The sequence below is a fragment of the Burkholderia sp. 9777_1386 genome (genome assembly GCF_015712265.1).
Taxonomy (GTDB): Bacteria; Pseudomonadota; Gammaproteobacteria; order Burkholderiales; family Burkholderiaceae; genus Burkholderia; species Burkholderia cenocepacia.
In genome coordinates this window covers 174,900-199,960 of the sequence record NZ_JACCQB010000002.1, presented here as the reverse complement: position 1 = coordinate 199,960, position 25,061 = coordinate 174,900, and the positions used below count along the sequence as shown (strand labels likewise).

Genomic DNA, 25,061 nt, shown 5'->3' with positions numbered 1-25,061 from the left:
GCGCGATGCGCGAGCGGGACGGTTCCGCCCCGCGCTACCCGACCCGCAGCGTCGCGCCACGCAACGCGAGCCCCAGGCGTGACGCCACGCGTTGCGACGCGCGGTTGTCGCGGTCGGTGCTGTAGAACAGCGTGCGCGTGCGCAGCGACGGCAAGCGCGACCACGCGGCGGTGACGGCGGCCGCGAGGCCGCGCCCGCGGAACGCCGGCGCGGTCGCGACACCGAGTTCGGCGCCGACGTCGGACAGTCGCGCGGCAAACGCGAGCGACGCGATTTCGCCGTCGACCACAGCCGCGCACCACGGCGCCCACAGATCGGCGGCGCTTCGAAACCCCATCGACAGCAGCCCTTCCGGCATGCCGTGCACGGCCAGCGATCGCAGCAATCGTCGACCCGTGTCGCTGTCGCCGTCGACCAGCGTGGCGTGCGCGTCGGTATCGAATTCGAGCGCATGCGGCAACGCATACACGAGGCCGATGTTCCAGTGCGAAACGGGTGCGAGCAATCCGAGATAGCGTTCGAGGTGCGTGGGCGGCGCGTCGTCCGACCACGGCGGTTCACTGTCGGCCACGCGCGTCAGTTCGTCCGCGATGCCGGCGGGTACGTCCGCACGTACGCCGGACAGCGTGCCGCCCGCGCAGCGGCCGAGCCAGAAGCGTGGCGCCGGCGATTCGTCGGGATCGTTCTCGCGTTCGATCCGGCGATCGGGGTGCAGCCTGAACAGCGTGCGGTAGTCGATCTCCAGCCAGTTCTTCGTGTCGGGCATGCGGCGAGTGCGGGTTCCGGTCGGGCGGTGCAGATCCGCGGGAAGGGGCAATGCCGGGCGCTCGCATCCGGTGACGGGGCGGCGCCAATTGTAGCCGATTGTAAGGCGATTGGCCGCCGCGCGCAGCGCCGACGCGACGATGCCGGCGGCACCGGCGGTGCGTTTCAGTTTCGAAACATTCGGGCTTTCTGACGGGGCGCGATGCCTGCCCGCGGCCTTGCCGGGCCCCGCGAGGCCTTGCGCCATGAAACATGGTGCGCTCCTTGCATGGTGGTATGGGCCGTGAGCGCGATCGCGGGCGCAGTCGACCCGGCAATCGCTTCAGTGGGTCGGATGTATCGGAGACGGGGACAAGAGAATGAGAAAAGACCGAAACGCAACGAATCGTGTTGCAAACATGAATCGCCGACCTGCCAGGGTAGTCGCTTCCCCGCTGATTGCGGCGACGTGAGCGAGCGGCTTTCCGTTCCATCCGAGCAATCGGGTTCGTTCTGAACGACGACGTGCATGCGTGACGCACGAAGCCGACCGGTGCCGGTCGGCCGTCGCGGATGAACCGCGAACGCAGGCGGATGGCGTCGGCCCGGATCCCGGAATCGTCATGCCATGACACCACGCCCGTCGTCGCGCGGCGAACGCGTTTGCGCGATGGGCTTCGCATCGGCGTGACGAGCCGGTGGAACGGGATCGGGTCGGGAAGGCCGATGACGCGCCGATGCGCGCGGCAGGCGGAACACGCAGGGTCCAGGGGAACGGCCGTCGATCGCGGTATGACGGGCGTCGCAACATTGTGCTGTCAGTTGATCCACTACCCCGATGGATCAATTGTTGAAGCGCCCGTCGCCGAGCGGCGACGGGCGTCTTTTTGCGTGCGCGGGCGTGCCGTGGCGGCGGTCCGCCCGATCGCACGGCGTTCTGTATCATGTGCTGGCGTGCGTGGCCGCCCGTGCGGGCGCACGGCCTGCCCGGCGCGACCGATCACGTTGCCAACATGAACGATAAAGCCTTGCCCGATCCCTCCATCGCCGACGTCGATCCGGCCGCGCTCGATGCGCTGCACACGTTCGTCGAGCGTCATCCGCGCCTGCTCGTGCTGACCGGCGCGGGCATCAGCACCGATTCCGGCATTCCCGGTTACCGCGACCGCAACGGTCAATGGATGCGCTCGCCGCCGATCCAGCTTCACGAATTCCTCGGCTCCGATGCCGCGCGGCGCCGCTACTGGGCGCGCAGCATGATCGGCTGGCCGGTCGTGGGCCGCGCGCGGCCGAACGGGTCGCACGTCGCGCTGGCGCGGCTCGGCGGCGCGGGCCGGATCGAACGCCTCGTCACGCAGAACGTCGACGGCCTGCATCAGCGGGCGGGCAGCGACGACGTGATCGAACTGCACGGCGGGATCAACGGCGTGACCTGCCTCGACTGCGGCGCGCATCACGCGCGGGCGACGATCCAGACCGTGCTCGAAGCCGACAATCCCGAGTTGCTGGGCGCGCAGGCCGAGCCGGCGGCGGACGGCGACGCGCATCTCGAATGGGCCGCGCTCGATACGTTCCGCATCCCGGCGTGCCCCGCGTGTGGCGGCCTGCTGAAGCCGGCGGTGGTGTTCTTCGGCGAGAACGTGCCGCGCGAACGCGTGGCGCTGGCGTCGCAGGCGCTCGATGCGGCCGACGCGCTGCTCGTCGTCGGTTCGTCGCTGATGGTGTATTCCGGCTACCGCTTCTGCGTGTGGGCGCAGGCGCAGCACAAGCCGCTTGCCGCCCTCAATCTCGGCCATACGCGCGCCGACCCGATACTGACGCTGAAGGTCGAGGCGCATTGCGCACCCGCGCTCGACGCACTCGTGGCGCGGCTCGGGCTCGGGCGCAGCAGCGCGGGCGACACGCAGGAGCATGCATCGTGACCGGCGCCGCTTCTTCCCCCGATCCGTCCGCGCGGCTGTCGGCGCCGGCGGCCGAACGCAATCGCGGGCCGATCCTCGACGTGCTGCGGCGCGTGCTGCCGGCGAGCGGCAGCGTGCTCGAAATCGCGAGCGGCACCGGGCAGCACGTCGTTCATTTCGCGCAGGCGTTGCCGGGCCTGCACTGGCAGCCGAGCGATCCCGATGCGCAGGCGCGGCGTTCGATCGCCGCGTGGGTTGCGCATGCGGGCCTCGCGAACGTCGCCGGGCCGCTGGCGTTCGACGTGCGCGACACGCCGTGGCCGGTCGCGGCGCTCGACGCGATCGTCTGCATCAACATGATCCATATCTCGCCGTGGGCCTGCACCGACGCGCTGTTCGCCGGTGCGTCGCGCGTGCTGCGGCCGGGCGGCGTGCTGTTCCTGTACGGCCCGTATCGTCGCGAAGGCCGGCATACGGCCCCGTCGAACGAGGCGTTCGACCAGCAGTTGCGCAGCCGCGATCCGTCGTGGGGCGTGCGCGATCTGGAGACCGTGGTCGCGCTCGGCCTCGATCTCGGGCTCGACTGCATCGAGGTCGTCGAGATGCCGGCGAACAACCTGAGCGTCGTGTTCCGGCGCCTGCCGCACGCGGAGCAATGACACGCAAGCGCGCAGCGCCGCCGGGTTTCCACTATCCTTTCGCCTGTGCGCGCGCCCGGCTCGGGTCGCGCCCCGTTTTTTCCGGAGAATTGACTAATGGGCAAACAAGCAATCGGTGTGATCGGGCTCGCGGTGATGGGCCGCAATCTCGCACTCAATATCGAGAGCCGCGGTTACGCGGTGTCGGTGTTCAACCGCAGTCGCGAGAAAACCGACGAACTGATCGCCGAATTCCCCGGCCGCAATCTGGTGCCGACCTATACGCTCGAAGAATTCGTCGCGTCGCTCGAAACGCCGCGCCGGATCCTGATGATGGTGAAGGCCGGGGAAGCGACCGATGCGACGATCGCCTCGCTCAAGCCGCTGCTCGAGAAGGGCGACGTGCTGATCGACGGTGGCAACACGCATTTCACCGACACGATCCGCCGCAACCAGGAACTCGCGCAGTCGGGCCTGCATTTCATCGGCACCGGCGTGTCGGGCGGCGAAGAGGGCGCGCTGCGCGGCCCGTCGATCATGCCCGGCGGCCAGCGCGACGCGTACGACCTCGTCGAGCCGATCCTCAAGCAGATCGCCGCGAAGGCGCCGTCGGACGGCGAGCCGTGCGTCGCGTACATGGGCCCGGACGGTGCGGGCCACTACGTGAAGATGGTCCACAACGGCATCGAATACGGCGACATGCAACTGATCGCCGAAAGCTACTCGGTGCTGAAGGACGTCGCGGGCCTGACCAACGACGAACTCGGCGCGGTGTACACGGAATGGAACCAGGGCGAGCTCGACAGCTACCTGATCGAGATCACGTCGAAGATCTTCGGCAAGAAGGATGAAGAAACCGGCAAGCATCTCGTCGACGTGATCCTCGATCGCGCGGCGCAGAAGGGCACCGGCAAGTGGACGAGCCAGAACGCGCTGGATCTGGGCGTGCCGCTGCCGCTCATCACCGAGTCGGTGTTCGCGCGCGTGCTGTCGTCGCTGAAGACCGAGCGGGTCGCGGCCAGCAAGATCCTGTCGGGCCCGGCTGCCGCGCCGTTCGACGGCGATCGCGCTGCATTCGTCGAAGCGGTGCGCCGCGCGCTGTATCTGAGCAAGGTGATCTCGTACGCGCAGGGCTTCGCGCAGCTGCGCACGGCGTCGGAAGAATACGGCTGGAACCTCGATCTCGGGACGATCGCGAAGATCTTCCGCGCGGGCTGCATCATCCGCGCGCGCTTCCTGCAGAAGATCACCGACGCGTATGCGAAGGATCCGGCGCTCGCGAACCTGCTGCTCGACCCGTACTTCAAGGACATCGCCGCGAACTACCAGACCGCGCTGCGCGACGTCGTGGTGGCCGCGGTGAAGGCCGGCGTGCCGGTCCCGGCGTTCGCGTCGGCGGTCGCGTACTTCGACAGCTACCGGTCCGAGCGGCTGCCCGCGAACCTCGTGCAGGCGCAGCGCGACTTCTTCGGCGCGCACACGTTCGAGCGCACGGACAAGCCGGGCAGCTTCCACGCGAACTGGTCGTAACCGGCTAGCGGCGGCGGCATTGTTGCGAAAATCTATTTTTTGAATAGGGTTTTTCTATCCCGGATGCCGGCATTGTTGGCTCCGGGGAAACAGTGTTTTCGTTCTTTCATGGTTTTCCCTAGGTGCTGCCGGGACTAAACTCTGTTCCATCGCTGCAGACATGGTGTGTGCGGCGGAGCAAAAAAATCCCGGAGGTAATCATGAAATCGCTGATCGCAACGTTCGCTGCTGCTGCTGTCCTCGCCGTCCCCGCCGTCTCGTTCGCCCAACAGAACGCGCCCGTCACCCGTGCCCAGGTGAAGGCCGAGCTGGTTCAGCTCCAACAGGCCGGCTACAAGCTGGGCAGCGACCGGACCAACTACCCGGAAAGCATCCAGGCTGCCGAAGCCCGTCTGAACCCGCAACAGAACGTCGCCGCTGCCGACACGACCGGCTACGGTGCGCAACCGGCTGCTGGTCAGGAATCGGGCGCGCCGGCCGCGGCCAAGACCGGCTGGCAAGTCAAGCGCATCTCGGATGGCGCACCGGTCTACAAGGGTCGTTAATGGCACGGCCGCGCTGGCGACCGCATCTGACCCCCTGTAGTACGAACACCCCGTCGTACCGCTATGCGGAACGACGGGGTGTTTTCATTGGAACGCGCAATGAATGCGGCGGCGTTCAGTGCAGCGGGCGTCTGCCGCGCCCGATCTCGCGGAACAGCGCCTCGGCCGGTTCCAGCACCTGCAGCCACGTTTCGTCGTAACCGCTCAGCGTATCGAGCGCGTCGCGCAGTCGTTCGATCGCGAGGACCGGCAACTCGACGCTGTGGCGCGTGGCGCCGGTCAGGTGCGTGACGCTCGCCAGCTGAACCAGCGCGTCGGCCGCTTCGGCGACGTCGGTCGCGAACAACAGGTGCCGGTTGAGCAATTCGACCAGACCGCTGGAACCGGCGAAATCGTCGGCGTCGAGCTGCACGGAGAGAAACGTCGCGTTATTCATTGTCTTGCTCCTCGTTGTCGTTGGATCGCGCTGCGCACCACCGAGTATAGGCGGCGATCGAAGCGGAGAATATGACGGGGCCGATACGGCGGGCGAGGGCGGCCGCGCCCGCGAGAAACCCGCAAGCGCCGGCCGGATGGCCCGCCCGGCGCGGCGCGCGGCCCGCCGGGATGCCCGTGCGATGCCGCAAGATTGTTTCCGGATCGGGCAACTGTCGGGGTGTTGACCGCGACAAATGGTATCTTTGCCGGTCGGGACGACGCGAAAAAGGGGCCGGTGAGCTCATCCGCGCCGACGTTCCGCTGTGGAAACTGACGGCCGCGAAAGCGGTCGGATACTGGTTGATCCGGCCGTTCGGCCGGACATCGTGCGTCGCGCGCCGGGGGGGCGGTGGGCGGCGCGACGACGCAAATCCGGGAGGACCCTTGAGAGAAACTATTCCCATCCACGACACGCTCACGCGCTGGCTGCCGCAGGCGGCGCTCGTTGCCGCGGCCATCGCGCTGACGGGCTGCACGATGACGCCGTGGACCGACAGCTGGCAACCCACGCGCCAGCCGGCGCCCACGTCGGCTGCGACGCCGGGCGTGATTGCCGGCTATTACCGCGTGAACCCGGGCGATACGCTGGCGGGCATCGCGAGCGCCTACGGACAGCGCGTGCAGGACGTGGCCAGCTGGAACCACATGGCGCCGACGGACGCCGTGTCGCCGGGCCAGGTGCTGCGGGTCGCGCCGCCGCCGGCGGCGAATGCGTACGGGCAGCCGCCCGCGGCCGCCGCCCAGCCGGGCTCGCTCGCGTGGCCGGCCACGGGTGTCGTCGCGACGCCGTTTGCGGCCGGCAAGTCGCGCGGCGTCGTGATCGCCGCATCCGGGCCCGACCACTCGGTGCGGGCCGCGGCAAACGGGCGCGTGGTGTACGCCGGCTCCGGCGTCAAGGCGTATGGCCCGCTCGTGATCCTGAAGCACGACAACGGGCTCATCACGGCCTACGGGCACAACGGCAAGCTGCTCGTCAACGAAGGCGACGCGGTGCGCCAGGGCCAGCCGGTCGCCGAAATGGGCACCGACGCGAGCGGTCGTTCGACGTTCGAGTTCGAAGTCCGCCAGAACGGCAAGGTCGTCGATCCGATGAACTTCCTGCCGCGCAACGGCGGCTGATCGTCGGTATCGCCACGTGTGCGCCGGGCGGCGCACACGTTCGAACCGCTTCCATCTTCATCCTTCCTTAAGCGTCGCGCTGCCAGACTGTCTCGCATGATTGCCGAGCCAGCGAATGCCCAGTGCGAGCGCCGCCGCGCCGAGCGCGATCAGCGAACACTGGATCGCGACCGGCAGATAGCCGTGCGGCCGCGGATCGACGAACGGGTAGGGATACCAGTCCTCCACCGCGCCGCGCACGAGCGTATAGCCGAGATAGACGACCGGAAAGCCGAGCCACGCGAACGCACTGCGGCGCGGAATCGGCGAGCGCGGTTCGACATACAGCCAGTCGCACAGCATCACGAGCGGCACGATCCGGTGCAGTACCCAGTTGTTGAACGCCGGCGTGACGTGGCGCAGCGCATCGAGCCGCGCGAGCAGCAGCTCGTAGACGATCGCGGTGATCAGCACGTACAGCACCGCCGCGCCGCGCATCGATTCGTAGCGGGCCGAGCCGGGCCGCGCGATGCGCCACAGCCCCGCGGCCAGCATCGCGGCCGCGTAGAGGCTGCTCAGTTGCGTGAAGTAGCTGAGGTAGTTGCCGAGATGGAAGCTCGGCAGGCGCCAGTAGTCGGCGACGCTGTGCAGCGTGGTGGACACCGCGAGCAATGCGGCGATCAGCCGGTAGGCTGCAACGAAGAACGCTTTGCTCATGATGCCCGCGCGCCGTCGCACCAAAGCTTCATCGTGCCACAGCCGCCCGGGCGCGCGATGCGGATTTTCCATAGGCCGGCCGCGCGCGGCGCGCGTTGACGATTCGTCGGATATTTGACCGCGCCGTGCAAAACCGGCCGCCCGCGCGGCTACAATCGTCACAGCCTTGCCGGGCGCAGGCCGGCTGCAGCTGGCGCCCCTCCCCGAATACAACACGAGACGAAGCATGAAAAACATCCTCGCGAAACAGACGCGCTACAGCTCGCCCGCGATCTTCTTCCACTGGGCCATCTTCCTGCTGGTCGCGCTGGCCTACCTGGCCATCGAGATCCGCGGACCGAAAGGCAGCGACAGCCGGGCGTTCTGGATGAACGTGCACCTGACGGCCGGTACGTTCGTCCTCGTGCTGTCGGTGCTGCGCGTGCTGTGGCGACTGGTCAGCCGCGCGCCGGAAGCGATTCCGCAGGCGACGTTGCTGCGCTGGCTGTCGAAGCTCGCGCATCTCGCGCTCTACGTGTTCATCATCGCGCAGCCGCTGCTCGGCATCATGATGATCAACATGGGCGGCAAGCCGGTGTCGCTCGACTGGCTCGGCGTGTCGTTCACGCTGTTCGGCCCCGACAAGGCGCTGCGGCCGACGATCAAGGAAGCGCACGAGCTGATCGGCAACGCGTTCTACTTCGTGATCGGCCTGCATGCGCTGGCCGCGCTCTACCATCACTTCATCCGGCGCGACGACGTGCTGCGGCGCATGGCGCCCTGATCATCGCGCGTCCGAAGCGCATCGCAGGCGGGGGCGCATGGTTGTGTTGACAACCATGCGCCCCCGGTTCGTTTACCGTCGTCGGCACTGGTCATCGCGTTGAACATTCTGTAACATCTCGGCTGTTTTTACATTCCGCTTACTCGTCGCCGCACATGCTGCACCGACATCGTCACCTGACTGCCTGGCTTGGCCTGCTCGCGATCTGGATCGCGATCGCCGCGCCGCTGGTGTCGCAGTGGCGTATCGCGCAGGCGGCCACGCCCGATGCGATCGTCTGCAGTACCGAGCATGGCGCGCATCGTGCGCCCGCTGCCGGCGGCATGCGCGATCATGCGCTGCATCTCGACGCGTGCGGCTACTGCGGCTTCTTCGCTCATAGCCCGGCCATCGGCGCGCCTGCCGCCGCGTCGGTCGGCGCCGTTCCCGTCGTTTCCGTTTCCGTCGCCGCGCCGCCTGCCGTCGCGGCGCGCAGCGACCGCTATCCGCGCGCCTATCCGCGCGCACCGCCCGAGCGCGCCTGACGCGTTTCCCGCCGTTTCTCATTCCGCCGATATCCGTGCGGCCCGTCGAGGCCGCGTGGAGGGCGTCACTCGGGCTTTCGATCATGACCAATTTCCAGTTGCGTGCACCACAGGCGTCACGCAATGCCCGTGCGCGGCCCTTGCCGCGCATGCTGAAACTCACCGTTCCCGCGCTGGCTGTCGGCGCGCTGGCCGCGAGCGCCGCCGCGGCCGAAACGGCGCCTGCGGCCGGCGCGACGGCGAACGACGCCGCGATGCTGTTGCCGCCCGTCGAAGTCGTGGCGGCGCCGCTGTCGACGCCGCTCGTCGTCGTCACCGATCCGAAGGCGCCGCGCCAGCCGCTGCCCGCCAGCGACGGCGCCGACTACCTGAAGACGATCCCCGGCTTCACGTCGATCCGCAGCGGTGGCACGAACGGCGATCCCGTGCTGCGCGGGATGTTCGGTTCGCGGTTGAACATCCTGGCGAACGGGATGCCGACGCTCGGCGCGTGCCCGAACCGGATGGACGCGCCGACGTCGTACATCGCACCGGAAAGCTATGACAAGGTGACGGTCGTGAAGGGGCCGCAGACCGTGCTGTACGGTCCCGGCGCATCGGCCGGCACCGTGCTGTTCGAGCGTGTGACGCCGCGTTTCGAGCGCCCCGGCATGCGCTTCGAGGGCAGCCTGGTCGGCGGATCGTTCGGCCGCAACGACCAGAACATCGACCTCACTGCCGGCACGCCGGACGTCTATGGCCGCGTGATCGCGAACCACGCGCATTCGCAGGACTACCAGGACGGCAACGGCAACACCGTGCCGTCGCAGTGGGACAAGTGGAACGCCGATGCGGCGCTCGGCTGGACGCCCGACGACCATACGCGCGTCGAGCTGACGGCCGGCACCGGCGACGGCTACGCACGCTATGCGGGCCGCGGGATGGACGGCGCGCATTTCCGCCGCGAGACGTTCGGCCTGTCGTTCGACAAGCGGCATCTCGGCGACGTGCTCGACCGGATCGAGGCGCGCGTGTACTACAACGAAGCCGATCACGTGATGGACAACTACACGTTGCGGCAGCCCGACCCCGCGAGCAGCATGCCGATGCGGATGGCCGCGGACGTGCGGCGCCGCACGGTGGGCGCGCGTGCGGCCGCGACGTTCCGCTTCGGCGACGACTTCAAGCTCGTCACGGGCGTCGATGCGCAATCGAACCGGCTCGATTCGCGCTCGTCGATGGGGCAGCAGAACTACCGCGACCAGCCGTGGGATGCGCAGGCGACCATGTGGAATGCGGGCGTGTTCAGCGAGCTGACGTGGTATGCGAGCGACGTATCGCGCGTGATCGGCGGCGCGCGCGTCGACTATGCGAGCGCACGCGACAAGCGCGCGATGAAGCGCGGCATGATGATGAGCAAGCCGAATCCGACGTTCGACGACGATCGGACGAAAGTGCTGCCGAGCGGCTTCGTGCGCTACGAGCGCGATCTCGCGTCGCTGCCCGTCACGTGGTACGCGGGGATCGGCCACGCGGAGCGTTATCCGGACTACTGGGAACTGTTCTCCGCGACGCGCGGGCCGACCGGGTCGGTCAACGCGTTCTCGGCGGTGCGGCCGGAGAAGACCACGCAGCTCGATATCGGCGCGCAATATAAGAGCGACCGGTTCGATGCATGGGTGTCGGCGTACGCGGGCTACGTCCAGGACTTCATCCTGTTCGACTATGCGACCGGCATGATGGGCCCGACCACGCAGGCGACCAACGTCAACGCGCAGATCATGGGTGGCGAGGCCGGCGTGTCGTGGCGGCCGGTCGCGCCGCTGCGCGTCGAGACGTCGCTCGCGTATGCGTGGGGGCGCAACGTGGCGAGCGGCGATCCGCTGCCGCAGATGCCGCCGCTGGAGGCGCGCATCGGGCTCGAATACACGCGCGGCGCCTGGTCGGCGGGCGGCCTGTGGCGCATCGTTGCGTCGCAGCATCGCTATGCGCTGAACGAGGGCAACGTGGTCGGCAAGGACTTCGGCCCGAGCGCCGGATTCGGCGTGCTGTCGCTGCATACGCAGTACAACGTCAGCAAGACCGTGCAGATTTCGGTGGGGGTCGACAACGTGCTGAACAAGGCCTACACCGAGCATTTGAACCTTGCCGGCAACGCGGGTTTCGGCTATCCGGCGAATGCGCCGGTGATGGAGCCGGGGCGTACCGCGTGGGTACGCGTGAGCGCGAAGCTGTAGCGCGCCACGCGCGTGTGCGCCGCAGCATGCGCGTGCCTGCACGCCGCCCCGCCCGAACGGGCGGGGCGCGTCAACCGATTAGAGAACCGTATCTAGTCGGGGCGCAAACGTTCGCGAGTCGTGCTTCACTCCCGCATTCGACACACGAGGTCCGTGCGAGGCGGCGTGCGTGTCGATCCGGTGTCATTCGCACCGGCAGCACAATAATCAGGAGAACATGCATGGCCAAATCGATGTGTTCCAGGGTAATGGCAGGGGCAGTGGCATGCGCGATGAGCGTCGCGCCGTTCGCGGGGACGACCGCGCTGACGACGCTCGCGACGACGCACGCGGCGATGGCGGCAACCGCGCCCGCCGACGACTATGCGACGACGCGCTATCCGATCATTCTCGTGCACGGGTTGACCGGCACCGACAAGTACGCGGGCGTACTCGATTACTGGTACGGCATCCAGGAAGACCTGCAACAGCATGGCGCGACCGTCTACGTCGCGAACCTGTCGGGCTTCCAGAGCGACGACGGCCCGAACGGGCGCGGCGAACAGCTGCTGGCTTACGTGAAGACGGTGCTCGCCGCGACCGGCGCGACCAAGGTCAATCTCGTCGGTCACAGCCAGGGCGGGCTGACGTCGCGCTATGTCGCGGCCGTCGCGCCCGATCTCGTCGCGTCGGTGACGACGATCGGCACGCCGCATCGCGGCTCCGAGTTCGCCGACTTCGTGCAGGACGTGCTCGCGTACGATCCGACCGGACTGTCGTCGACGGTGATCGCCGCGTTCGTCAATGTATTCGGAATCCTGACGAGCAGCAGCCACAACACGAACCAGGACGCACTCGCGTCGCTGAAGACGCTGACGACCGCGCAGGCCGCCACCTACAACCAGAACTATCCGAGCGCGGGCCTCGGCGCTCCCGGCAGTTGCCAGACCGGCGCGCCGACGGAAACCGTCGGCGGCAACACGCATCTGCTGTATTCGTGGGCCGGCACGGCGATCCAGCCGACGCTGTCGCTGTTCGGCGTGACGGGGGCGACGGATACGAGCACCGTTCCGGTCGTCGATCCGGCGAACGTGCTCGACCTGTCGACGCTCGCGCTGTTCGGCACGGGCACGGTGATGATCAACCGCGGTTCGGGCGAGAACGACGGGCTCGTGTCGAAGTGCAGCGCGCTGTACGGCAAGGTGCTGAGCACGCGCTACAAGTGGAACCATATCGACGAGATCAACCAGCTGCTCGGCGTGCGCGGCGCGTATGCGGAAGACCCGGTCGCGGTGATCCGCACGCATGCGAACCGGCTGAAGCTCGCGGGCGTGTGATCGATGGCGGCACGTGAAGGGCGCGCGCCGCTCGTGCGGCGCGCTGCGATCTACGGGGGCGTGGGGCTCGCGGCAGTCGCCGGCGTCGCGATGTGGAGCGGTGCGGGATCGCATCGCGGCACGGGCGCAGCGGGTGATGCGCCGGAGGCGGCCGCGGTGGGCGGCGTGGCGGTCGCCGCATCGCAGGCCGCGGTGCCGGCGAGTGCGGGCGTGCCGCCGTCGCTCGCCGGTTCCAGTGCGCCGCGGTTGCCGCTCGATGCAGGCGGCCATCTCGCGAAGTCGCGCACGGTGCGCGATTTCTTCGACTATTGCCTGACCGCGCGGAGCGACCTGAGCGCGGCCGCGCTCGATGCGTTCGTCGTTCGCGAGATCGCCGCGCAGCTCGACGGCACGGTCGCACAGGCGGAGGCGCTCGACGTGTGGCATCGGTATCGCGCGTATCTCGATGCGCTCGCGACATTGCGCGACGCCGGTGCGGTCGACAAGTCCGATCCCGGCGCGTTGCAGCTCGCGCTCGATCAGCGGGCGTCGATCGCGTACCGCACGCTCGGCGACTGGAGCCAGCCGTTCTTCGGCGCGGAGCAGTGGCGGCAGCGCTATGACCTCGCACGCTTGAAGATTACTCAGGACCGCTCATTGACCGATGCGCAGAAGGCCGAACGGCTCGCGGCGCTCGAGCAGCAGATGCCGGCCGACGAACGCGAGGCGCAGCAGCGGGTGGACCGGCAGCGCGCGGCGATCGACCAGATCGCGCAATTGCGGAAGAGCGGCGCGACGCCCGATGCGATGCGCGCGCAACTGACGCAGACGCTCGGGCCCGAGGCGGCGGCGCGCGTCGCGCAGATGCAGCAGGACGATGCGTCGTGGCAGAGCCGTTACGCGGATTATGCGGCGCAGCGTGCGCAGATCGAGTCGGCCGGCCTGTCGCCGCAGGACCGCGACGCACAGATTGCCGCGCTGCGGCAGCGCGTGTTCACGAAGCCCGGCGAAGCCGTACGCGCGGCGTCGCTCGATCGCGGCGCGGGCAGCGCGCATTGACCCGGGTGTCGCCGCGTGTGGCGGGCTTCATGCCGCGCGCGTGATGTGTCGCGGCAGATGTTGCTCGATGGTATCGGCGAGCGTATCGAACGCGGGCCGGATGCCTTCGTGCGCGACGCATGCATAGCCGAGCAGCAGGCCCTGCCGCGCGGTGTCGAGGTTGCTGTAGTAGCTGGTCAGCGGGCGCACGATCACGCCGGCGTCGAACGCGCTCTGCGTGACCGCGCGATCGTCGCACGCATCGGGCAGGCCGAGCACCAGATGCAGGCCGGCCTCGTCGCCCATCACGGGCAGCGCCTCGCCGAAGCGCGCCCGGATCGCGTCGATCATCAGTTGCCGGCGCTCGCCGTACAGCGTGCGCATTCGTCTGACGTGCGAAGTGAGGTGGCCGTCCATGATGAATTCGGCGAGCACGGCCTGCTGCATCAGCTGGCCTTCGCGGTACAGCTCCGACAACCCGGTGCGGAAGGTGTCGACCAGGTGCTCGGGCACGACCATGTAACCCATCCGCAGCCCCGGGAACAGCATCTTGCCGAGACTGCCGACGTAGATCACGCGGCCGCCGTCGTCGAGACCCTGCAGCGACGCGAGCGGGCGGCTGCCGTAACGGAATTCGCTGTCGTAGTCGTCCTCGATGATCCAGCAGCGGTGCTGGCGCGCATATTCGAGCAGCATGCGGCGCCGCGCGAGGCTCATCACCATCCCGAGCGGGTACTGGTGCGACGGCGTGACCAGCACGAGCCGAGGCGGGTGCTGCATGTCGCTCGCGCGCGGGTCGAGCCCTTCCTGGTCGACCGGCACCGGCACGAGCGTCAGGCCGGCCGCCTGCAATACGCTGCGCACGCCCCAGTAGCACGGTTCCTCGACCCACGCACGATCGCCGATGTCGGACAGCAGCCGCACCGCGAGATCGATCGACTGATGGATGCCCGTCGTGATGATCACCTGGTCCGGCGAGCATTTGACCGAGCGCGCGACGCGCAGGTAATCGGCGAGCGCACGCCGCAGCGGCCGGTAGCCGCCGCCCGGCGCATAGGTCAGCAGCTCCGGATTGGCCTCCTTCCACAGCCGCGCCTGCAGGCGGCTCCACGTGCGGCTCGGGAATTCCGACACGTCCGGCACGCCCGGCATGAACGCACCCCACTGGCGCCGCGAGACGCCCGCATGCTCGATCAACTGCCGCCCGCGCATCGACAGGCTGCCCTGTGCGTCGGGCGCCGGCAGTTCGTCGGCGGCTGACGGCGGCGGCGTGGCGCCCGGCACGCGGATCGCGGCGGCGTCCGGCCGCGTGTCGGCCACGTAGGTGCCGCTGCCGGTCGTCGTCAGCACGTAGCCTTCGGCCGTCAGCTGGTCGTACACGTGCAGCACCGTATTGCGCGCGATCGACAGGTCGCCCGCGAGCGTGCGCGAACTCGGCAGCTTTGTCCCTGGCCCCAATTCCCCGGTCAGGATGGCCTGCTGCATCAGTTGCAGCAGCTGCCGGTACATCGGTTCGGGCGAGCTGCGGTCGATGCGGGCGGACAGCCAGTCGGCGACGATCACGGTATCCAAAGTGGTCCTACTAGGAATATTGAAATGGTTCCCTAGTATAGAACCGTGCGCGCCGTATAGTGGCTCGCATCTCAAAATCAATTGGCGCGGAACCAGGGGACAGCACGATGAAGTCCGATGATGTGATCGTCAGCTTTCGCGGCGTGCGGAAGACCTACGACGGCGAAACGCTCGTCGTCAAATCGCTCGACCTCGACATCCACCGCGGGGAATTCCTGACGCTGCTCGGGCCGTCCGGCTCGGGCAAGACCACCTGCCTGATGATGCTCGCCGGCTTCGAATTCCCGACCGGCGGCGAGATCCGCCTCGACGGCGAGCTGCTGAACAACGTGCCGCCGCACAAGCGCAACATCGGCATGGTGTTTCAGAACTACGCGCTGTTTCCGCACCTGACGGTCGAGCAGAACGTCGGGTATCCGCTGACGGTGCGCAAGCTGCCCGCCGGCGAGCGCGCGGAGCGTGTCGCGCACGCGCTGAAGATGGTGCAGATGGAGCGCTTCGCGAAACGCTATCCGGCGCAACTGTCGGGCGGCCAGCAGCAGCGTATCGCGCTGGCGCGCGCGCTTGTGTTCGAGCCGAAGCTGGTGCTGATGGACGAACCGCTCGGCGCGCTCGACAAGCAGTTGCGCGAACACATGCAATACGAACTGAAGGCGCTGCACGAAAAGCTCGGCGTGACCTTCGTGTACGTGACGCACGACCAGGGCGAGGCGCTGACGATGTCCGATCGCGTCGCCGTGTTCGACAAGGGCATCGTGCAGCAGCTCGACACCGTCGATCGCCTGTACGAATCGCCGTGCAACGAATTCGTCGCGAACTTCATCGGCGACAGCAACCGGCTGCGCGGCACCATCGCGCGCGTCGACGGCGAATTCTGCGAATTCCGGCTCGACGACGGCACGAAGCTCGTCGGCCGCCATATCGGCGAAGCCGCCGAGGGCGCATCCGCTGTCGCGTGCATCCGCCCCGAGCGCATGAGCCTCGCCGCGCACGGCGCGAACGGGATGAATGGCGGCGCCGCCAATTGCGTGAGCGGCGAGGCGCGCAGCCTCATCTATTTCGGCGATCACGTGCGCATGCGCTGCGCACTGCCGGGCCAGGACGAGTGCTTCGTGAAGGTGCCGCTCGGCACCGGCGCGCTCGACGCGTTCTCGCCCGGCGCCCCGGTCTCGCTTGCGTTCTCGCCCGAACACCTGCGCGTGTTCGCGTGAGCATGGTTTACCCGCTTTTCCGCAGCACGTCGTCAACAACAAAGCCCACTTCCACCACGAGAGGAGAGGAACCATCATGAAACGAGCAAGCTTTACCGCGCGCCGTACGGCACTCGCGCTGGCACTGGTCGCGTTCGGCGCATCGGCCACGGCTGCCGAGCTCACGGTCGTCAACTTCGGTGGCGCGAACGGCGACGCGCAGAAGGTCGCGTTCAACCAGCCGTTCGAGAAGGCGACCGGCAACAAGGTCACGGCCGTCGAATACAACGGCGAGCAGGCGAAGGTGAAGGCGATGGTCGAGGCGAAGCACGTCAACTGGGACGTGGTCGAAGTCGAATCGGGCGACCTGAACCGCGGCTGCGACGAAGGGCTGTACGAGAAGCTCGACTGGTCGAAGATCGCGAAGAAATCCGACCTGATTCCGGAAGCGCCGCAGGTGTGCGGCGTCGGCTTCTTCGTGTGGTCGACCGCGCTGTCGTACAACGCGGACAAGCTGAAGTCGGCGCCCACCGGCTGGGCCGATTTCTGGAACGTGAAGAAATTCCCCGGCAAGCGCGGGATGCGCAAGGGCGCGCGCTACAACCTCGAATTCGCGCTGATGGCCGACGGCGTCGCGACGAAGGACGTCTACAAGGTGCTCGGCACGAAGGCCGGCCAGGATCGCGCGTTCAAGAAGCTCGACGAGCTGAAGCCGTACATCCAGTGGTGGGAAGCGGGCGCGCAGCCGCCGCAGTTCCTCGTCGCCGGCGACGTCGTGATGTCGACCGCGTACAACGGCCGCATCGACGCCGCGCAGAAGGAAGGCAAGAACCTGAAGGTCGTGTGGAACGGCAGCATCTACGACCTCGACTACTGGGCGATTCCGAAGGGCTCGCCGAACAAGGCGCTGGCCGAGCAGTACATCGCGTACTCGCTGACGCCGAAGCCGCAGCAGGCGTATGCGCAGCACATCGCGTACGGCCCGACGAACGTTGCCGCAATCAAGGCGCTCGACGCGAAGACGCTCGCGAATCTGCCGAACTCGCCGGCCAACGGCAAGAACGCGGTGCTCGAGGACATCGGCTTCTGGACCGACCACAGCGACGAGCTCGAACAGCGCTTCGCCGCGTGGGCAACGAAGTAACCGGTCAGGCATCCTCACGGGTGTCGTGATGCAACCGGCCGCGCGACGCGTCGATCGCGTCGCGCGGCATGCCGCCGGAACGTGTCCGGCCGGAGAGACCAGTTGAATACGATGACGATCGCGCCTTCCTCGCCGTCGACCGCCGCGCTCAAGCGCGAGCTGAAGGCCGCCGAGGCCCGCAAGCGCACGATGGCGCTGCTGCTGGTCGCGCCGCTCGCGATTTTCCTGCTGCTGATTTTCGTCGTGCCGATCGGCACGCTGCTCACGCGCGCGGTGCAGAACCCGGAGATCGCGACCGCGTTGCCGAACACGGTCGCCGCGTTGTCGGGCTGGGACCGCAAGACGCCGCCGGCGGACGCCGCGTATGTCGCGCTCGCGGCCGACATGACGAAGGTGGCCGACAGCGAGGCGATGGGCGCGCTCGCGCGGCGCCTGAACACCGAGATTCCCGGCTATCGCTCGCTCGTCGCGAAGACGGCGCGCGCGATGCCGCTGAAGGGCGACAATGACGCGGCGCTGACGCCCGCGCAGACGCGCGCCAAATTCATCGACCTCGATGCGCGCTGGGGCGACGTCGCGTACTGGCAGTCGATCGCGAAGAACGGCAGCCAGGTGTCGCCGTTCTACCTGCTCGCCGCGCTCGATCACAAGCAGGACGGCTTCGGCCACATCGTGCAAGCCGATCCCGATCAGTCGATCTACCTCGCGATCTTCGGCCGCACGTTCGTGATCGGCGTCGCCGTCACGCTGTTCGCGCTGCTGCTCGGCTATCCGCTCGCGTACTGGATCTCGACGCTGTCGGAACGACGCGCGAACCTCGTGATGATCCTCGTGCTGATTCCGTTCTGGACGTCGGTGCTCGTGCGCGTCGCCGCGTGGATCGTGCTGCTGCAGAGCGAAGGGCTCATCAACACGGCGCTGATCGGCAGCGGGCTGATCTCGCATCCGCTGACGCTGCTGTTCAACCGCGTCGGCGTGTACATCTCGATGACGCACATCCTGCTGCCGTTCATGATCCTGCCGCTCTACAGCGTGATGAAGTCGATCCCGCCGACCTACCAGCGCGCGGCCGTGTCGCTCGGCAGCCATCCGTTCGCCGCGTTCTGGCGCGTGTACGTGCCGCAAACCTATCCGGGCGTCGGCGCGGGCGCGCTGCTGGTGTTCATCCTCGCGATCGGCTACTACATCACGCCCGCGCTGCTCGGCGGGCCGAACGACCAGATGGTCAGCTACTACGTCGCGTACTTCACGAACGTGACGATCAACTGGGGCATGGCGTGTGCGCTCGGCGGGCTGCTGCTCGCGGCGACGCTGGTGCTGTACGCGGTGTACGGGCGCTTCACGCGCACCAACGTGAGCCTCGGCTGAGCGCCGGGCACAGGGAAACGGGAAGGGGATGCCGACCATGAAACTCGCCAGGCCGCTGTTCGCGCCGCACATGTCGTTCGTCGAGCGCGCGTGGTACGTCGCGTTGCGCGTGCTCGTCGTGGTGACGCTGCTGTACCTGATCCTGCCGGTGCTCGCGATCGTGCCGCTGTCGTTCTCGTCGAGCACGTTCCTCGTCTATCCGATTCCGGGTTTCTCGATGCGCTGGTACGAGAACCTGATCGCATCGGACGAGTGGCGCATGGCCGCGAAGAACAGCTTCATCGTCGCGCCGTCGGCGACCGTCGTCGCGACCGTGCTCGGCACGCTCGCCGCGATCGGCCTGACGAAGGCCGATTTCCGCGGCAAGGGGCTGCTGATGGCCGTGCTGCTGTCGCCGATGATCGTGCCCGTCGTCGTGGTCGGCGTCGGCATGTACCTGTTCTTCGCGCCGCTCGGACTCGCGAATACCTACACGGGGCTGATCGCCGCGCACGCGGCGCTCGGCGTGCCGTTCGTCGTGACGACGGTGGCCGCGACGCTGCAGGGCTTCAACCAGAACCTCGTGCGCGCGAGCCTGTCGCTCGGCGCGAGCCCGGTGTCGACCTTCTTCCGCGTGACGCTGCCGGTGATCGCGCCGGGCGTGATGTCGGGCGCGCTGTTCGCGTTCGCCACGTCGTTCGACGAAGTGGTCGTCACGCTGTTTCTCGCGGGCGCGGACCAGACGACGCTGCCGCGCCAGATGTTTACGGGCATTCGCGAGAACATCAGCCCGACGATCGCCGCGCTCGCCACGATCCTGATCATCTTCTCGACGAGCCTGCTGCTCGCGCTCGAATGGCTGCGCGGTCGCAATGCGCGGCGGGCAGTGTCGTAAATAGCGGCGGTCGGCCGCGCGCCGTCCGACAGGCGGCGAGACCGCCGCTCGTTGCGTCTTCATCGGTGCCGCTCGTTCGACGCGGCATGCCGAATCTTTCGTTTCGCTGACTGACGGCGCGGCCGCCTGCACGTTCGGTGCGGCTCTGCAACAATACGGCTCGCGGTGCCGCGCGTTCCGTTCTTGCCGCACGGAGCGCGCGTCGCCGCGCCGCTCAATCCGCGACGCCGCGCGTCGCTCGTCAGCCGAGCCCATCTTGTCCGAATTCGCTTCCCCCGCCGGCGCCCACGAGCCGGCCGTCAACTGGCGCGCGATGTCCGCCGTGCTGCTGGCCGTCGCGCTCGCGACGCTCGACACCGCGATCGCGAACACCGCGCTGCCCGCCATCGCGACCGACCTGCATGCGTCGCCGGCCGCGTCCGTGTGGATCATCAACGCGTACCAGCTCGCGATGGTCGCGACGCTGCTGCCGTTCGCGTCGCTCGGCGACATCGTCGGTCACAAGCGCGTGTATGTCGCGGGGCTGGCGGTGTTCACGCTGGCGTCGCTCGGTTGTTCGCTCGCGTCGACGCTGCCGATGCTGACGGCCGCGCGCATCGTGCAGGGCTTCGGCGCGAGCGCGATCATGAGCGTCAACGTCGCGCTGATCCGCGGCCTGTTTCCCGCGCATCGACTCGGGCGCGGCGTCGGCTTCAACGCGCTCGTCGTCGGCGTGTCGTTCGCGGTGGGGCCGACGATCGCGTCGCTGATCCTGTCGGTAGCCGCATGGCCGTGGCTGTTCGCGGTGAACGTACCGCTCGGCGTGTTCGCGCTCGCGGTGGCGATTCCGTCGCTGCCGCAGACGGCGCGCGGCAAGCACGTGTTCGATCCGGTCGCCGCGCTGTTCAACGTGATCACGTTCGCGTCGCTGATCTTCGCGCTCGGCGAATTCGCGCAGCGCGGGCCGCTTTCCGTCGTGTTCGCGTCGGCCGCGGTTGCACTCGCGTTCGGCTGGCTGTTGATCCGCCGCCAGGCCGGGCATCCGGCGCCGATGCTGCCGGTCGACCTGTTCCGCCGGCCCGTGTTCACGCTGTCCGCGCTGACGGCCGTCTGCGCGTTCGCCGCGCAGGGCCTCGCGTTCGTGTCGCTGCCGTTTTATTTCGAAACCGTCCTGCATCGCAGCGCGGTCGAAACGGGGTTCCTGATGACGCCGTGGTCGGCGATCGTCGCGCTCGCCGCGCCGATCGCGGGGCGGCTGTCGGATCGTTATCCGCCAGGGTTGCTCGGCGCGATCGGCCTGGCGTTGCTGAGCGCGGGCATGGTGTCGCTCGCCGCGCTGCCGGTATCGCCGGGCGTCGTCGACATCGGCTGGCGGATGATGCTGTGCGGCGCGGGCTTCGGCTTCTTCCAGTCGCCGAACCTCAAGGCGCTGATGTCGAGCGCGCCGCCCGAGCGCAGCGGCGGCGCGAGCGGGATCATCGCGACCGCGCGGTTGATCGGGCAGGCGACGGGGGCGGCGCTGGTCGCGCTGTCGTTCGGCATTGCGGGCCGTCACGGGCCGACGCTTGCGTTGATGCTCGGCGCGGGTTTCGCGGGCGCGGCGAGCGTCGCGAGCGGGCTGCGGCTGTTCGCGCCGTCGCATCGGGCCGGCGCACCGGTCGTGTCGGAGCGCGTGAAGGAGCCGGCGACGGAGTAGGGGCGGGGCGGTCACAACCGGCGCTCGGCAACCCTCGCCGCGCGCCGGCCTTCACGCTTCGCTCAGAACCCGCCCGACTTGATCAGCTGGTTGAGGTTCGCGATGTTCAGGCTGCCGAAGCCGGTGGTCAGATCCCAGCCGGTGCCGGCCTTGTAGCCATACCCCTGATAGCCGTTGTTGCCCGACGTGACGTCATAGCGCACGAGCGACGGATGCGACGGAATGTCCGCATAGAAGTTGCTGGCCGGGAAGCCGAGGCCGGTCCCGTTCGCCGCGAGCAGGCGGGCCCAGAAGCCCGTGAAGATCGGGGCGGCGAGGCTCGTGCCGCCGATCTGCTGCAACTGGCCGTAGTTGTAGATGTACGCGCCCGTGCTCTGCGCGGCGTCGAACGAGACGTCCGGCAACTGGCGATTGCTGCCCGACTGCCACGACGGCGCGGGCAGGATCGTGCTGACGCCGCCACCCGTCGCCCACAGCTTGCCGTTCGAATCGAGCCCTTCGTTCCACACCGTCTCGTTCGAGAACGCACCGGCCGACGTCGTGTAGAGCGTCGTGCCGCCGATCGCGAGCACGTGCGGCGACGAAGCCGGCCACGACACCGTGTAGTTCGCGCCGTCCGGATAGCCGCGGTTGTTGCACTCGTACACGCCTTCGTCGCCCGACGATACCGAGAAGGTCTGCCCCTGCGCGGCGGCCGTCGTGAAGATCTGTTCCTCGGCGTCGAGCGTGCCGTCCGCGTTCGCATCGGTTTCGCACCAGCCGAGCGACACGTTGATCACCTTCGCGGTGTTGTCCGACACCGCGCGGTTGAATGCCTGCGTGAGGCCCGTGTTGCCGGCGGCGTTGAGGTCCGCCATGTAGAACACCAGCTTGCCGACCTGGCCGCCGGCCGAGCCGACGATCGACTGGCTGTCGAGATCCCATTCGCCCTGGCCGTCCTGGTCGTCGGTATAGCTGCCGCCCGTGCCGTTGGTCTTGACGGTCTGCGTGGAGACCGTGCCGTAGCCGTTGCTCGACGTGAACTGCTTCAGGTCCTGCAGCGTCTGCGACACGCCGCCGATCGTGATGATGCCGACCGTCACGCCGGCCGCGGTCGGCACGCCGGTCGCGTTGTAGAGGCCCGGGAATTCCTTCGGATAGTGGCCGGTGGCCGTGCCGGCGGCGAGTGCCTGCGGCTTCGCGACGTTGCCGATGCGCAGCATCGGCCGCGCACGCGCGACACTTTGCAGCCCGAGCACCGAGCCGACGACGTCGCCGAGTGCGCGCGGCACCTGCGCGGTCGACGTGTTGGCGAAGCCCGAGCGGCCCGCGTACTCGAAGTGCACGAGCGACGTGTTGAACGCAGCCTTCACCGTGCCGGCCGTGCCGCTGGCGGAGACCAGCAGCCGGTTCGGCGCGACCTCGACATTTGTGAAGCCGCTCTTGTGCAGATAGTCGACGACCGACTTCACCTGCGCGTCGGTCGGCGCGTAGTTCGCGAGGAATTGCTCGTGCGTCAGGTACTGGCGGTAATGCGCGCTGCCGGGCCGGTTCACGTCGCGCGCCAGTTGCTTGAGCTGCGCGGCGTTGCGCAGCTTCAGGCTGACGACGACGTTGGTCGTTTCACCGGCTGCCAGTTCGAGCGACGGCGCCGCACTGCGCGCCATCAACTGCGGGCCGGTCAGAAAGGCCTTCGTATGGGTATCGACCCAATCCGTCGTCGCATGCGCCGCAGCGGCGGCGAACACGAGCGGTGCCACGCACGCCAGGCGGCGGGGCGACGGAAGGGGAAGGGCAAACCAGGCGTTCCTTTTCATCGGGAGTCCTTTTTTAGGAGAGGCGACGTTACTGGAACCCCCGGCCCTTGTGGGGCCGCGAGCGGTGACGAGCGTAGGGCCTCGGTGCCGTTCGGGTAGCTGCCAGTTTCCATAGCTGTCAGTTCTGACAACGGGGCGCGTGAGTGCGTGCGCGGCGTCGTTCACGCTGGCAATGGCGGGCGCCGTGGGCGGAACCGGTTCGCGGCACGACGGCGCGGCCACGCGCGTCGCTTACACGCACGCGTCGTTCGTTGCAGCATCGGAATGTGCGCGGGCCTGGAAGGGCGCGCCGCGCGGTTGCGTGGCGTGTGCGTGTCAATGGCCGCACGCCGTATCGCACTATGTGGTCATTGGAAGCGACTCGTCAGGAACGGCTTCGTGCAGGCACAAGAACGGGGCAGGCCGAAGCCGAACGTTTCCCGAACTGTGGAACAGTCCAGCGGCCAGTCTTGCAGGCTGCTTTCGGATCGCGCGTCGCAATCGCGGATTAGAGGAAATGCTCGAATCGGGTGTCGACTCGAGCCAGTGCGACGCACGCACCCATGGCGCGGGATCGAACGATGTCGTTCGCGAAATCCCGCCTTGACGTACGGCGATCAGCAGATATCCTTCAATCCATAACCATCGAGTTATGAATTGTGCCAGACATGCAGAACACCCACGACACGCTGTTCCGGACACTCGCCGATCCCACGCGCCGCGCGCTGTTCGAGCGGCTGTGCGCGGAGGGCGAGCTGACGGTCGCCGCGCTGACCGCCCGCGCGGGCGTGTCGCAGCCGGCCGTGTCGAAGCACCTTGGCGTACTGAAGCAGGCCGGGCTCGTGAACGACCGTCACGAAGGCCGGCAGACGCACTACAGCGCGCAGCCGCAGGCGCTGGCCCCGTTGATCGACTGGACGAGCCAGATGGCGGGCTTCTGGCAGAGCCGGTTCGATGCCCTTGAAGATCTGCTCAAAAGGATGGATCAGTAATGAACCAAGCTTCTACCGAAACGCGCTCCGTCGTCGTCGACCGGGAGCTGCCGCATCCGCCGGAGAAGATCTGGCGCGCGCTCACGCAACCGCACCTGATCGCGGCGTGGCTGATGCAGAGCGACTTCGAGCCCGTCGCGGGCCGTGCATTCACCTTTCGCGCGGACTGGGGCTCGGTCGACTGCACGGTCCTGACGATCGAGCCGCAGCGCGTGCTGTCCTATACATGGGCCGCCTATGGCCTCGAAAGCGTCGTGACGTGGACGCTCACGCCGACGCCGCGCGGCACGCTGTTGCGGATGGAGCAGGCCGGCTTCCGCACGGACCAGGAGCAGGCGTACCGCGGTGCGCAGCACGGGTGGGCGCAGTTCTTCGCGTCGCTCGAACAGGTGCTGGCGCGTCCCGATCCCGATGAAGGCACGGAGGCCCGCGCATGAGTACAACCGATCTCACGCCGTCGGCGCGCATCGACGCGCTGATCGCCGGCATCGCCGACTGGCGCGGCAAGACTTTCGCGGACCTGCGCCAGACGATCCTCGACGCGCAAGCGGGCATCGTCGAGGAATGGAAATGGATGGGCAGCCCCGTATGGTCGTGCGACGGGATGATCGCAGTGGCGAACGCGCACAAGGGCAAGGTGAAGCTGACTTTCATGCACGGCGCGAAACTGCCCGATCCCGACCAGCTGTTCAACGACGGTCTCGACGGCAATGCGCGGCGGGCGATCGATTTCTTCGAAGGCGACAGGATCGACAAGCGGGCATTGAAGAACCTCGTGCGCGCGGCGATCGAATACAACCGCACGCATCTGAAGAAGAACGCGCGATCGGGTTCCTCCGCGGGCGCGAAGGCGCGAACCAGCAAGGCGGCGTGACGCGCGAGCCGGATGCCGGCGGGTGACGTCGCGCGAAAGCGGGCCGCCGCCGTGCGATCGGCGCTGCGCCGGCCGTACACCGACCGGTGCACGAAAAAAAGCCCGACACGA

23 protein-coding genes and 1 pseudogene are annotated in these 25,061 nt (G+C 68.0%); 18 read left to right on the top strand and 6 right to left on the bottom strand.

Annotated features, from left to right (window positions below; genetic code table 11):
• Nucleotides 1–34: 34 nt before the first annotated feature.
• Nucleotides 35–766 carry a GNAT family N-acetyltransferase gene (locus H0X91_RS02950; RefSeq protein WP_112750691.1) on the bottom strand — a complete coding sequence of 244 codons (732 nt, stop codon included), beginning with the start codon at nt 764–766 and terminating at the stop codon, nt 35–37.
• Nucleotides 767–1,757: 991 nt separating this feature from the next.
• Here H0X91_RS02950 and H0X91_RS02945 point away from each other — a divergent pair.
• Both H0X91_RS02945 and H0X91_RS02940 read left to right on the top strand, forming a co-directional pair.
• On the top strand, nt 1,758–2,666 hold the full coding sequence (locus H0X91_RS02945; RefSeq protein ID WP_048985286.1) for an NAD-dependent protein deacetylase: 909 nt from the start codon (nt 1,758–1,760) through the stop codon (nt 2,664–2,666).
• Nucleotides 2,663–3,304, top strand: a complete 642-nt coding sequence (locus H0X91_RS02940) for a DUF938 domain-containing protein (RefSeq protein WP_062885412.1) — start codon at nt 2,663–2,665, stop codon at nt 3,302–3,304. Before H0X91_RS02945 ends, H0X91_RS02940 begins: the two co-directional genes overlap by 4 nt.
• A gap of 15 nt (nt 3,305–3,319) precedes the next feature.
• On the opposite strand, the pseudogene H0X91_RS34915 reads toward H0X91_RS02940, so the two are convergent.
• Nucleotides 3,320–3,394 (bottom strand): annotated as a pseudogene (locus H0X91_RS34915) (6-phosphogluconate dehydrogenase); the annotation flags it as partial.
• Nucleotides 3,395–3,400: 6 nt separating this feature from the next.
• Here H0X91_RS34915 and gndA point away from each other — a divergent pair.
• Entirely contained in the window at nt 3,401–4,813 is a 1,413-nt protein-coding gene (gndA, locus tag H0X91_RS02935; protein WP_006479382.1) for an NADP-dependent phosphogluconate dehydrogenase, read from the top strand.
• 200 nt (nt 4,814–5,013) lie between these two features.
• Nucleotides 5,014–5,358 carry a DUF4148 domain-containing protein gene (locus tag H0X91_RS02930; RefSeq protein ID WP_006485136.1) on the top strand — a complete coding sequence of 115 codons (345 nt, stop codon included), beginning with the start codon at nt 5,014–5,016 and terminating at the stop codon, nt 5,356–5,358.
• Nucleotides 5,359–5,473: 115 nt separating this feature from the next.
• Here H0X91_RS02930 and H0X91_RS02925 read toward each other — a convergent pair whose 3' ends face one another.
• Entirely contained in the window at nt 5,474–5,794 is a 321-nt protein-coding gene (locus tag H0X91_RS02925) for a hypothetical protein (protein WP_006485139.1), read from the bottom strand.
• Between the two features lie 425 nt (nt 5,795–6,219).
• Here H0X91_RS02925 and H0X91_RS02920 point away from each other — a divergent pair, with 425 nt between their 5' ends.
• A complete protein-coding gene (locus tag H0X91_RS02920; RefSeq protein ID WP_034202615.1) occupies nt 6,220–6,954 on the top strand; it encodes a peptidoglycan DD-metalloendopeptidase family protein in 735 nt (244 codons plus the stop codon).
• A gap of 57 nt (nt 6,955–7,011) precedes the next feature.
• Here H0X91_RS02920 and H0X91_RS02915 read toward each other — a convergent pair whose 3' ends face one another.
• On the bottom strand, nt 7,012–7,650 hold the full coding sequence (locus tag H0X91_RS02915) for a Pr6Pr family membrane protein (protein ID WP_012493201.1): 639 nt from the start codon (nt 7,648–7,650) through the stop codon (nt 7,012–7,014).
• Between the two features lie 226 nt (nt 7,651–7,876).
• On the opposite strand from H0X91_RS02915, the gene H0X91_RS02910 reads away from it, so the two are divergent.
• The 5 genes from H0X91_RS02910 to H0X91_RS02890 all read left to right on the top strand — a co-directional run bounded on the left by H0X91_RS02910 (nt 7,877) and on the right by H0X91_RS02890 (nt 13,507).
• Nucleotides 7,877–8,413, top strand: coding sequence for a cytochrome b (locus tag H0X91_RS02910; protein ID WP_006483770.1), 537 nt, complete (start codon nt 7,877–7,879; stop codon nt 8,411–8,413).
• 155 nt (nt 8,414–8,568) lie between these two features.
• Complete coding sequence (locus H0X91_RS02905; protein WP_196432791.1) at nt 8,569–8,937, top strand: DUF2946 domain-containing protein; 369 nt, start codon at nt 8,569–8,571, stop codon at nt 8,935–8,937.
• Nucleotides 8,938–9,020: 83 nt separating this feature from the next.
• Nucleotides 9,021–11,153: a TonB-dependent copper receptor gene (locus H0X91_RS02900; protein WP_196432790.1), complete on the top strand. Its 2,133-nt coding sequence runs from the start codon at nt 9,021–9,023 to the stop codon at nt 11,151–11,153.
• Nucleotides 11,154–11,374: 221 nt separating this feature from the next.
• Nucleotides 11,375–12,469: a triacylglycerol lipase gene (locus tag H0X91_RS02895; protein ID WP_196432789.1), complete on the top strand. Its 1,095-nt coding sequence runs from the start codon at nt 11,375–11,377 to the stop codon at nt 12,467–12,469.
• A 3-nt stretch (nt 12,470–12,472) separates the two neighbouring features.
• Nucleotides 12,473–13,507: a lipase secretion chaperone gene (locus tag H0X91_RS02890; RefSeq protein WP_080324262.1), complete on the top strand. Its 1,035-nt coding sequence runs from the start codon at nt 12,473–12,475 to the stop codon at nt 13,505–13,507.
• Between the two features lie 27 nt (nt 13,508–13,534).
• On the opposite strand, the gene pdxR is transcribed toward H0X91_RS02890, so the two are convergent.
• Nucleotides 13,535–15,058: a MocR-like pyridoxine biosynthesis transcription factor PdxR gene (pdxR, locus tag H0X91_RS02885; protein ID WP_112750690.1), complete on the bottom strand. Its 1,524-nt coding sequence runs from the start codon at nt 15,056–15,058 to the stop codon at nt 13,535–13,537.
• A 107-nt stretch (nt 15,059–15,165) separates the two neighbouring features.
• Here pdxR and H0X91_RS02880 point away from each other — a divergent pair, with 107 nt between their 5' ends.
• The 5 genes from H0X91_RS02880 (at nt 15,166) to H0X91_RS02860 (ending at nt 21,309) form a co-directional block, all read left to right on the top strand.
• Nucleotides 15,166–16,269, top strand: coding sequence for an ABC transporter ATP-binding protein (locus tag H0X91_RS02880; protein ID WP_012493203.1), 1,104 nt, complete (start codon nt 15,166–15,168; stop codon nt 16,267–16,269).
• A 76-nt stretch (nt 16,270–16,345) separates the two neighbouring features.
• On the top strand, nt 16,346–17,392 hold the full coding sequence (locus tag H0X91_RS02875; protein WP_058902895.1) for an ABC transporter substrate-binding protein: 1,047 nt from the start codon (nt 16,346–16,348) through the stop codon (nt 17,390–17,392).
• Nucleotides 17,393–17,503: 111 nt separating this feature from the next.
• Nucleotides 17,504–18,760 (top strand): ABC transporter permease, encoded by a 1,257-nt coding sequence (locus H0X91_RS02870; protein ID WP_027810457.1) that lies wholly within the window; start codon nt 17,504–17,506, stop codon nt 18,758–18,760.
• Between the two features lie 37 nt (nt 18,761–18,797).
• Nucleotides 18,798–19,634: an ABC transporter permease gene (locus H0X91_RS02865; RefSeq protein ID WP_196432788.1), complete on the top strand. Its 837-nt coding sequence runs from the start codon at nt 18,798–18,800 to the stop codon at nt 19,632–19,634.
• 256 nt (nt 19,635–19,890) lie between these two features.
• The gene (locus tag H0X91_RS02860; protein ID WP_006487759.1) at nt 19,891–21,309 is read left to right on the top strand and encodes an MFS transporter; all 1,419 of its coding nucleotides are present in this window, start codon (nt 19,891–19,893) and stop codon (nt 21,307–21,309) included.
• A 62-nt stretch (nt 21,310–21,371) separates the two neighbouring features.
• Here H0X91_RS02860 and H0X91_RS02855 read toward each other — a convergent pair whose 3' ends face one another.
• Nucleotides 21,372–23,105 (bottom strand): S53 family peptidase, encoded by a 1,734-nt coding sequence (locus H0X91_RS02855; RefSeq protein WP_062910533.1) that lies wholly within the window; start codon nt 23,103–23,105, stop codon nt 21,372–21,374.
• A 647-nt stretch (nt 23,106–23,752) separates the two neighbouring features.
• On the opposite strand from H0X91_RS02855, the gene H0X91_RS02850 reads away from it, so the two are divergent.
• From H0X91_RS02850 to H0X91_RS02840, 3 genes are read left to right on the top strand one after another with little or no spacing between them, the layout of a single operon-like run.
• Nucleotides 23,753–24,076, top strand: coding sequence for an ArsR/SmtB family transcription factor (locus H0X91_RS02850; protein ID WP_058902898.1), 324 nt, complete (start codon nt 23,753–23,755; stop codon nt 24,074–24,076).
• A complete protein-coding gene (locus tag H0X91_RS02845; RefSeq protein WP_034202609.1) occupies nt 24,076–24,513 on the top strand; it encodes an SRPBCC family protein in 438 nt (145 codons plus the stop codon). Before H0X91_RS02850 ends, H0X91_RS02845 begins: the two co-directional genes overlap by 1 nt.
• Entirely contained in the window at nt 24,510–24,950 is a 441-nt protein-coding gene (locus H0X91_RS02840) for a DUF1801 domain-containing protein (RefSeq protein ID WP_034202608.1), read from the top strand. The genes H0X91_RS02845 and H0X91_RS02840 overlap by 4 nt, the downstream gene beginning before the upstream one ends.
• Nucleotides 24,951–25,061: the final 111 nt, after the last annotated feature.

Excerpts from the sequence above, each read along its gene's own strand:
- H0X91_RS02950 (WP_112750691.1), bottom strand. The coding sequence starts at position 766 with ATGCCCGACACGAAGAACTGGCTGGAGATCGACTACCGCACGCTGTTC.
- H0X91_RS02915 (WP_012493201.1), bottom strand. The coding sequence starts at position 7,650 with ATGAGCAAAGCGTTCTTCGTTGCAGCCTACCGGCTGATCGCCGCATTG.
- H0X91_RS02845 (WP_034202609.1), top strand. The coding sequence starts at position 24,076 with ATGAACCAAGCTTCTACCGAAACGCGCTCCGTCGTCGTCGACCGGGAG.
- H0X91_RS02900 (WP_196432790.1), top strand. The coding sequence starts at position 9,021 with ATGACCAATTTCCAGTTGCGTGCACCACAGGCGTCACGCAATGCCCGT.
- H0X91_RS02865 (WP_196432788.1), top strand. The coding sequence starts at position 18,798 with ATGAAACTCGCCAGGCCGCTGTTCGCGCCGCACATGTCGTTCGTCGAG.
- H0X91_RS02855 (WP_062910533.1), bottom strand. The coding sequence starts at position 23,105 with ATGAAAAGGAACGCCTGGTTTGCCCTTCCCCTTCCGTCGCCCCGCCGC.
- H0X91_RS02890 (WP_080324262.1), top strand. The coding sequence starts at position 12,473 with ATGGCGGCACGTGAAGGGCGCGCGCCGCTCGTGCGGCGCGCTGCGATC.
- H0X91_RS02905 (WP_196432791.1), top strand. The coding sequence starts at position 8,569 with ATGCTGCACCGACATCGTCACCTGACTGCCTGGCTTGGCCTGCTCGCG.
- H0X91_RS02870 (WP_027810457.1), top strand. The coding sequence starts at position 17,504 with ATGACGATCGCGCCTTCCTCGCCGTCGACCGCCGCGCTCAAGCGCGAG.
- H0X91_RS02925 (WP_006485139.1), bottom strand. The coding sequence starts at position 5,794 with ATGAATAACGCGACGTTTCTCTCCGTGCAGCTCGACGCCGACGATTTC.
- H0X91_RS02945 (WP_048985286.1), top strand. The coding sequence starts at position 1,758 with ATGAACGATAAAGCCTTGCCCGATCCCTCCATCGCCGACGTCGATCCG.
- H0X91_RS02895 (WP_196432789.1), top strand. The coding sequence starts at position 11,375 with ATGGCCAAATCGATGTGTTCCAGGGTAATGGCAGGGGCAGTGGCATGC.
- H0X91_RS02910 (WP_006483770.1), top strand. The coding sequence starts at position 7,877 with ATGAAAAACATCCTCGCGAAACAGACGCGCTACAGCTCGCCCGCGATC.
- H0X91_RS02875 (WP_058902895.1), top strand. The coding sequence starts at position 16,346 with ATGAAACGAGCAAGCTTTACCGCGCGCCGTACGGCACTCGCGCTGGCA.
- H0X91_RS02850 (WP_058902898.1), top strand. The coding sequence starts at position 23,753 with ATGCAGAACACCCACGACACGCTGTTCCGGACACTCGCCGATCCCACG.
- H0X91_RS02930 (WP_006485136.1), top strand. The coding sequence starts at position 5,014 with ATGAAATCGCTGATCGCAACGTTCGCTGCTGCTGCTGTCCTCGCCGTC.
- H0X91_RS02840 (WP_034202608.1), top strand. The coding sequence starts at position 24,510 with ATGAGTACAACCGATCTCACGCCGTCGGCGCGCATCGACGCGCTGATC.
- H0X91_RS02880 (WP_012493203.1), top strand. The coding sequence starts at position 15,166 with ATGAAGTCCGATGATGTGATCGTCAGCTTTCGCGGCGTGCGGAAGACC.
- gndA (WP_006479382.1), top strand. The coding sequence starts at position 3,401 with ATGGGCAAACAAGCAATCGGTGTGATCGGGCTCGCGGTGATGGGCCGC.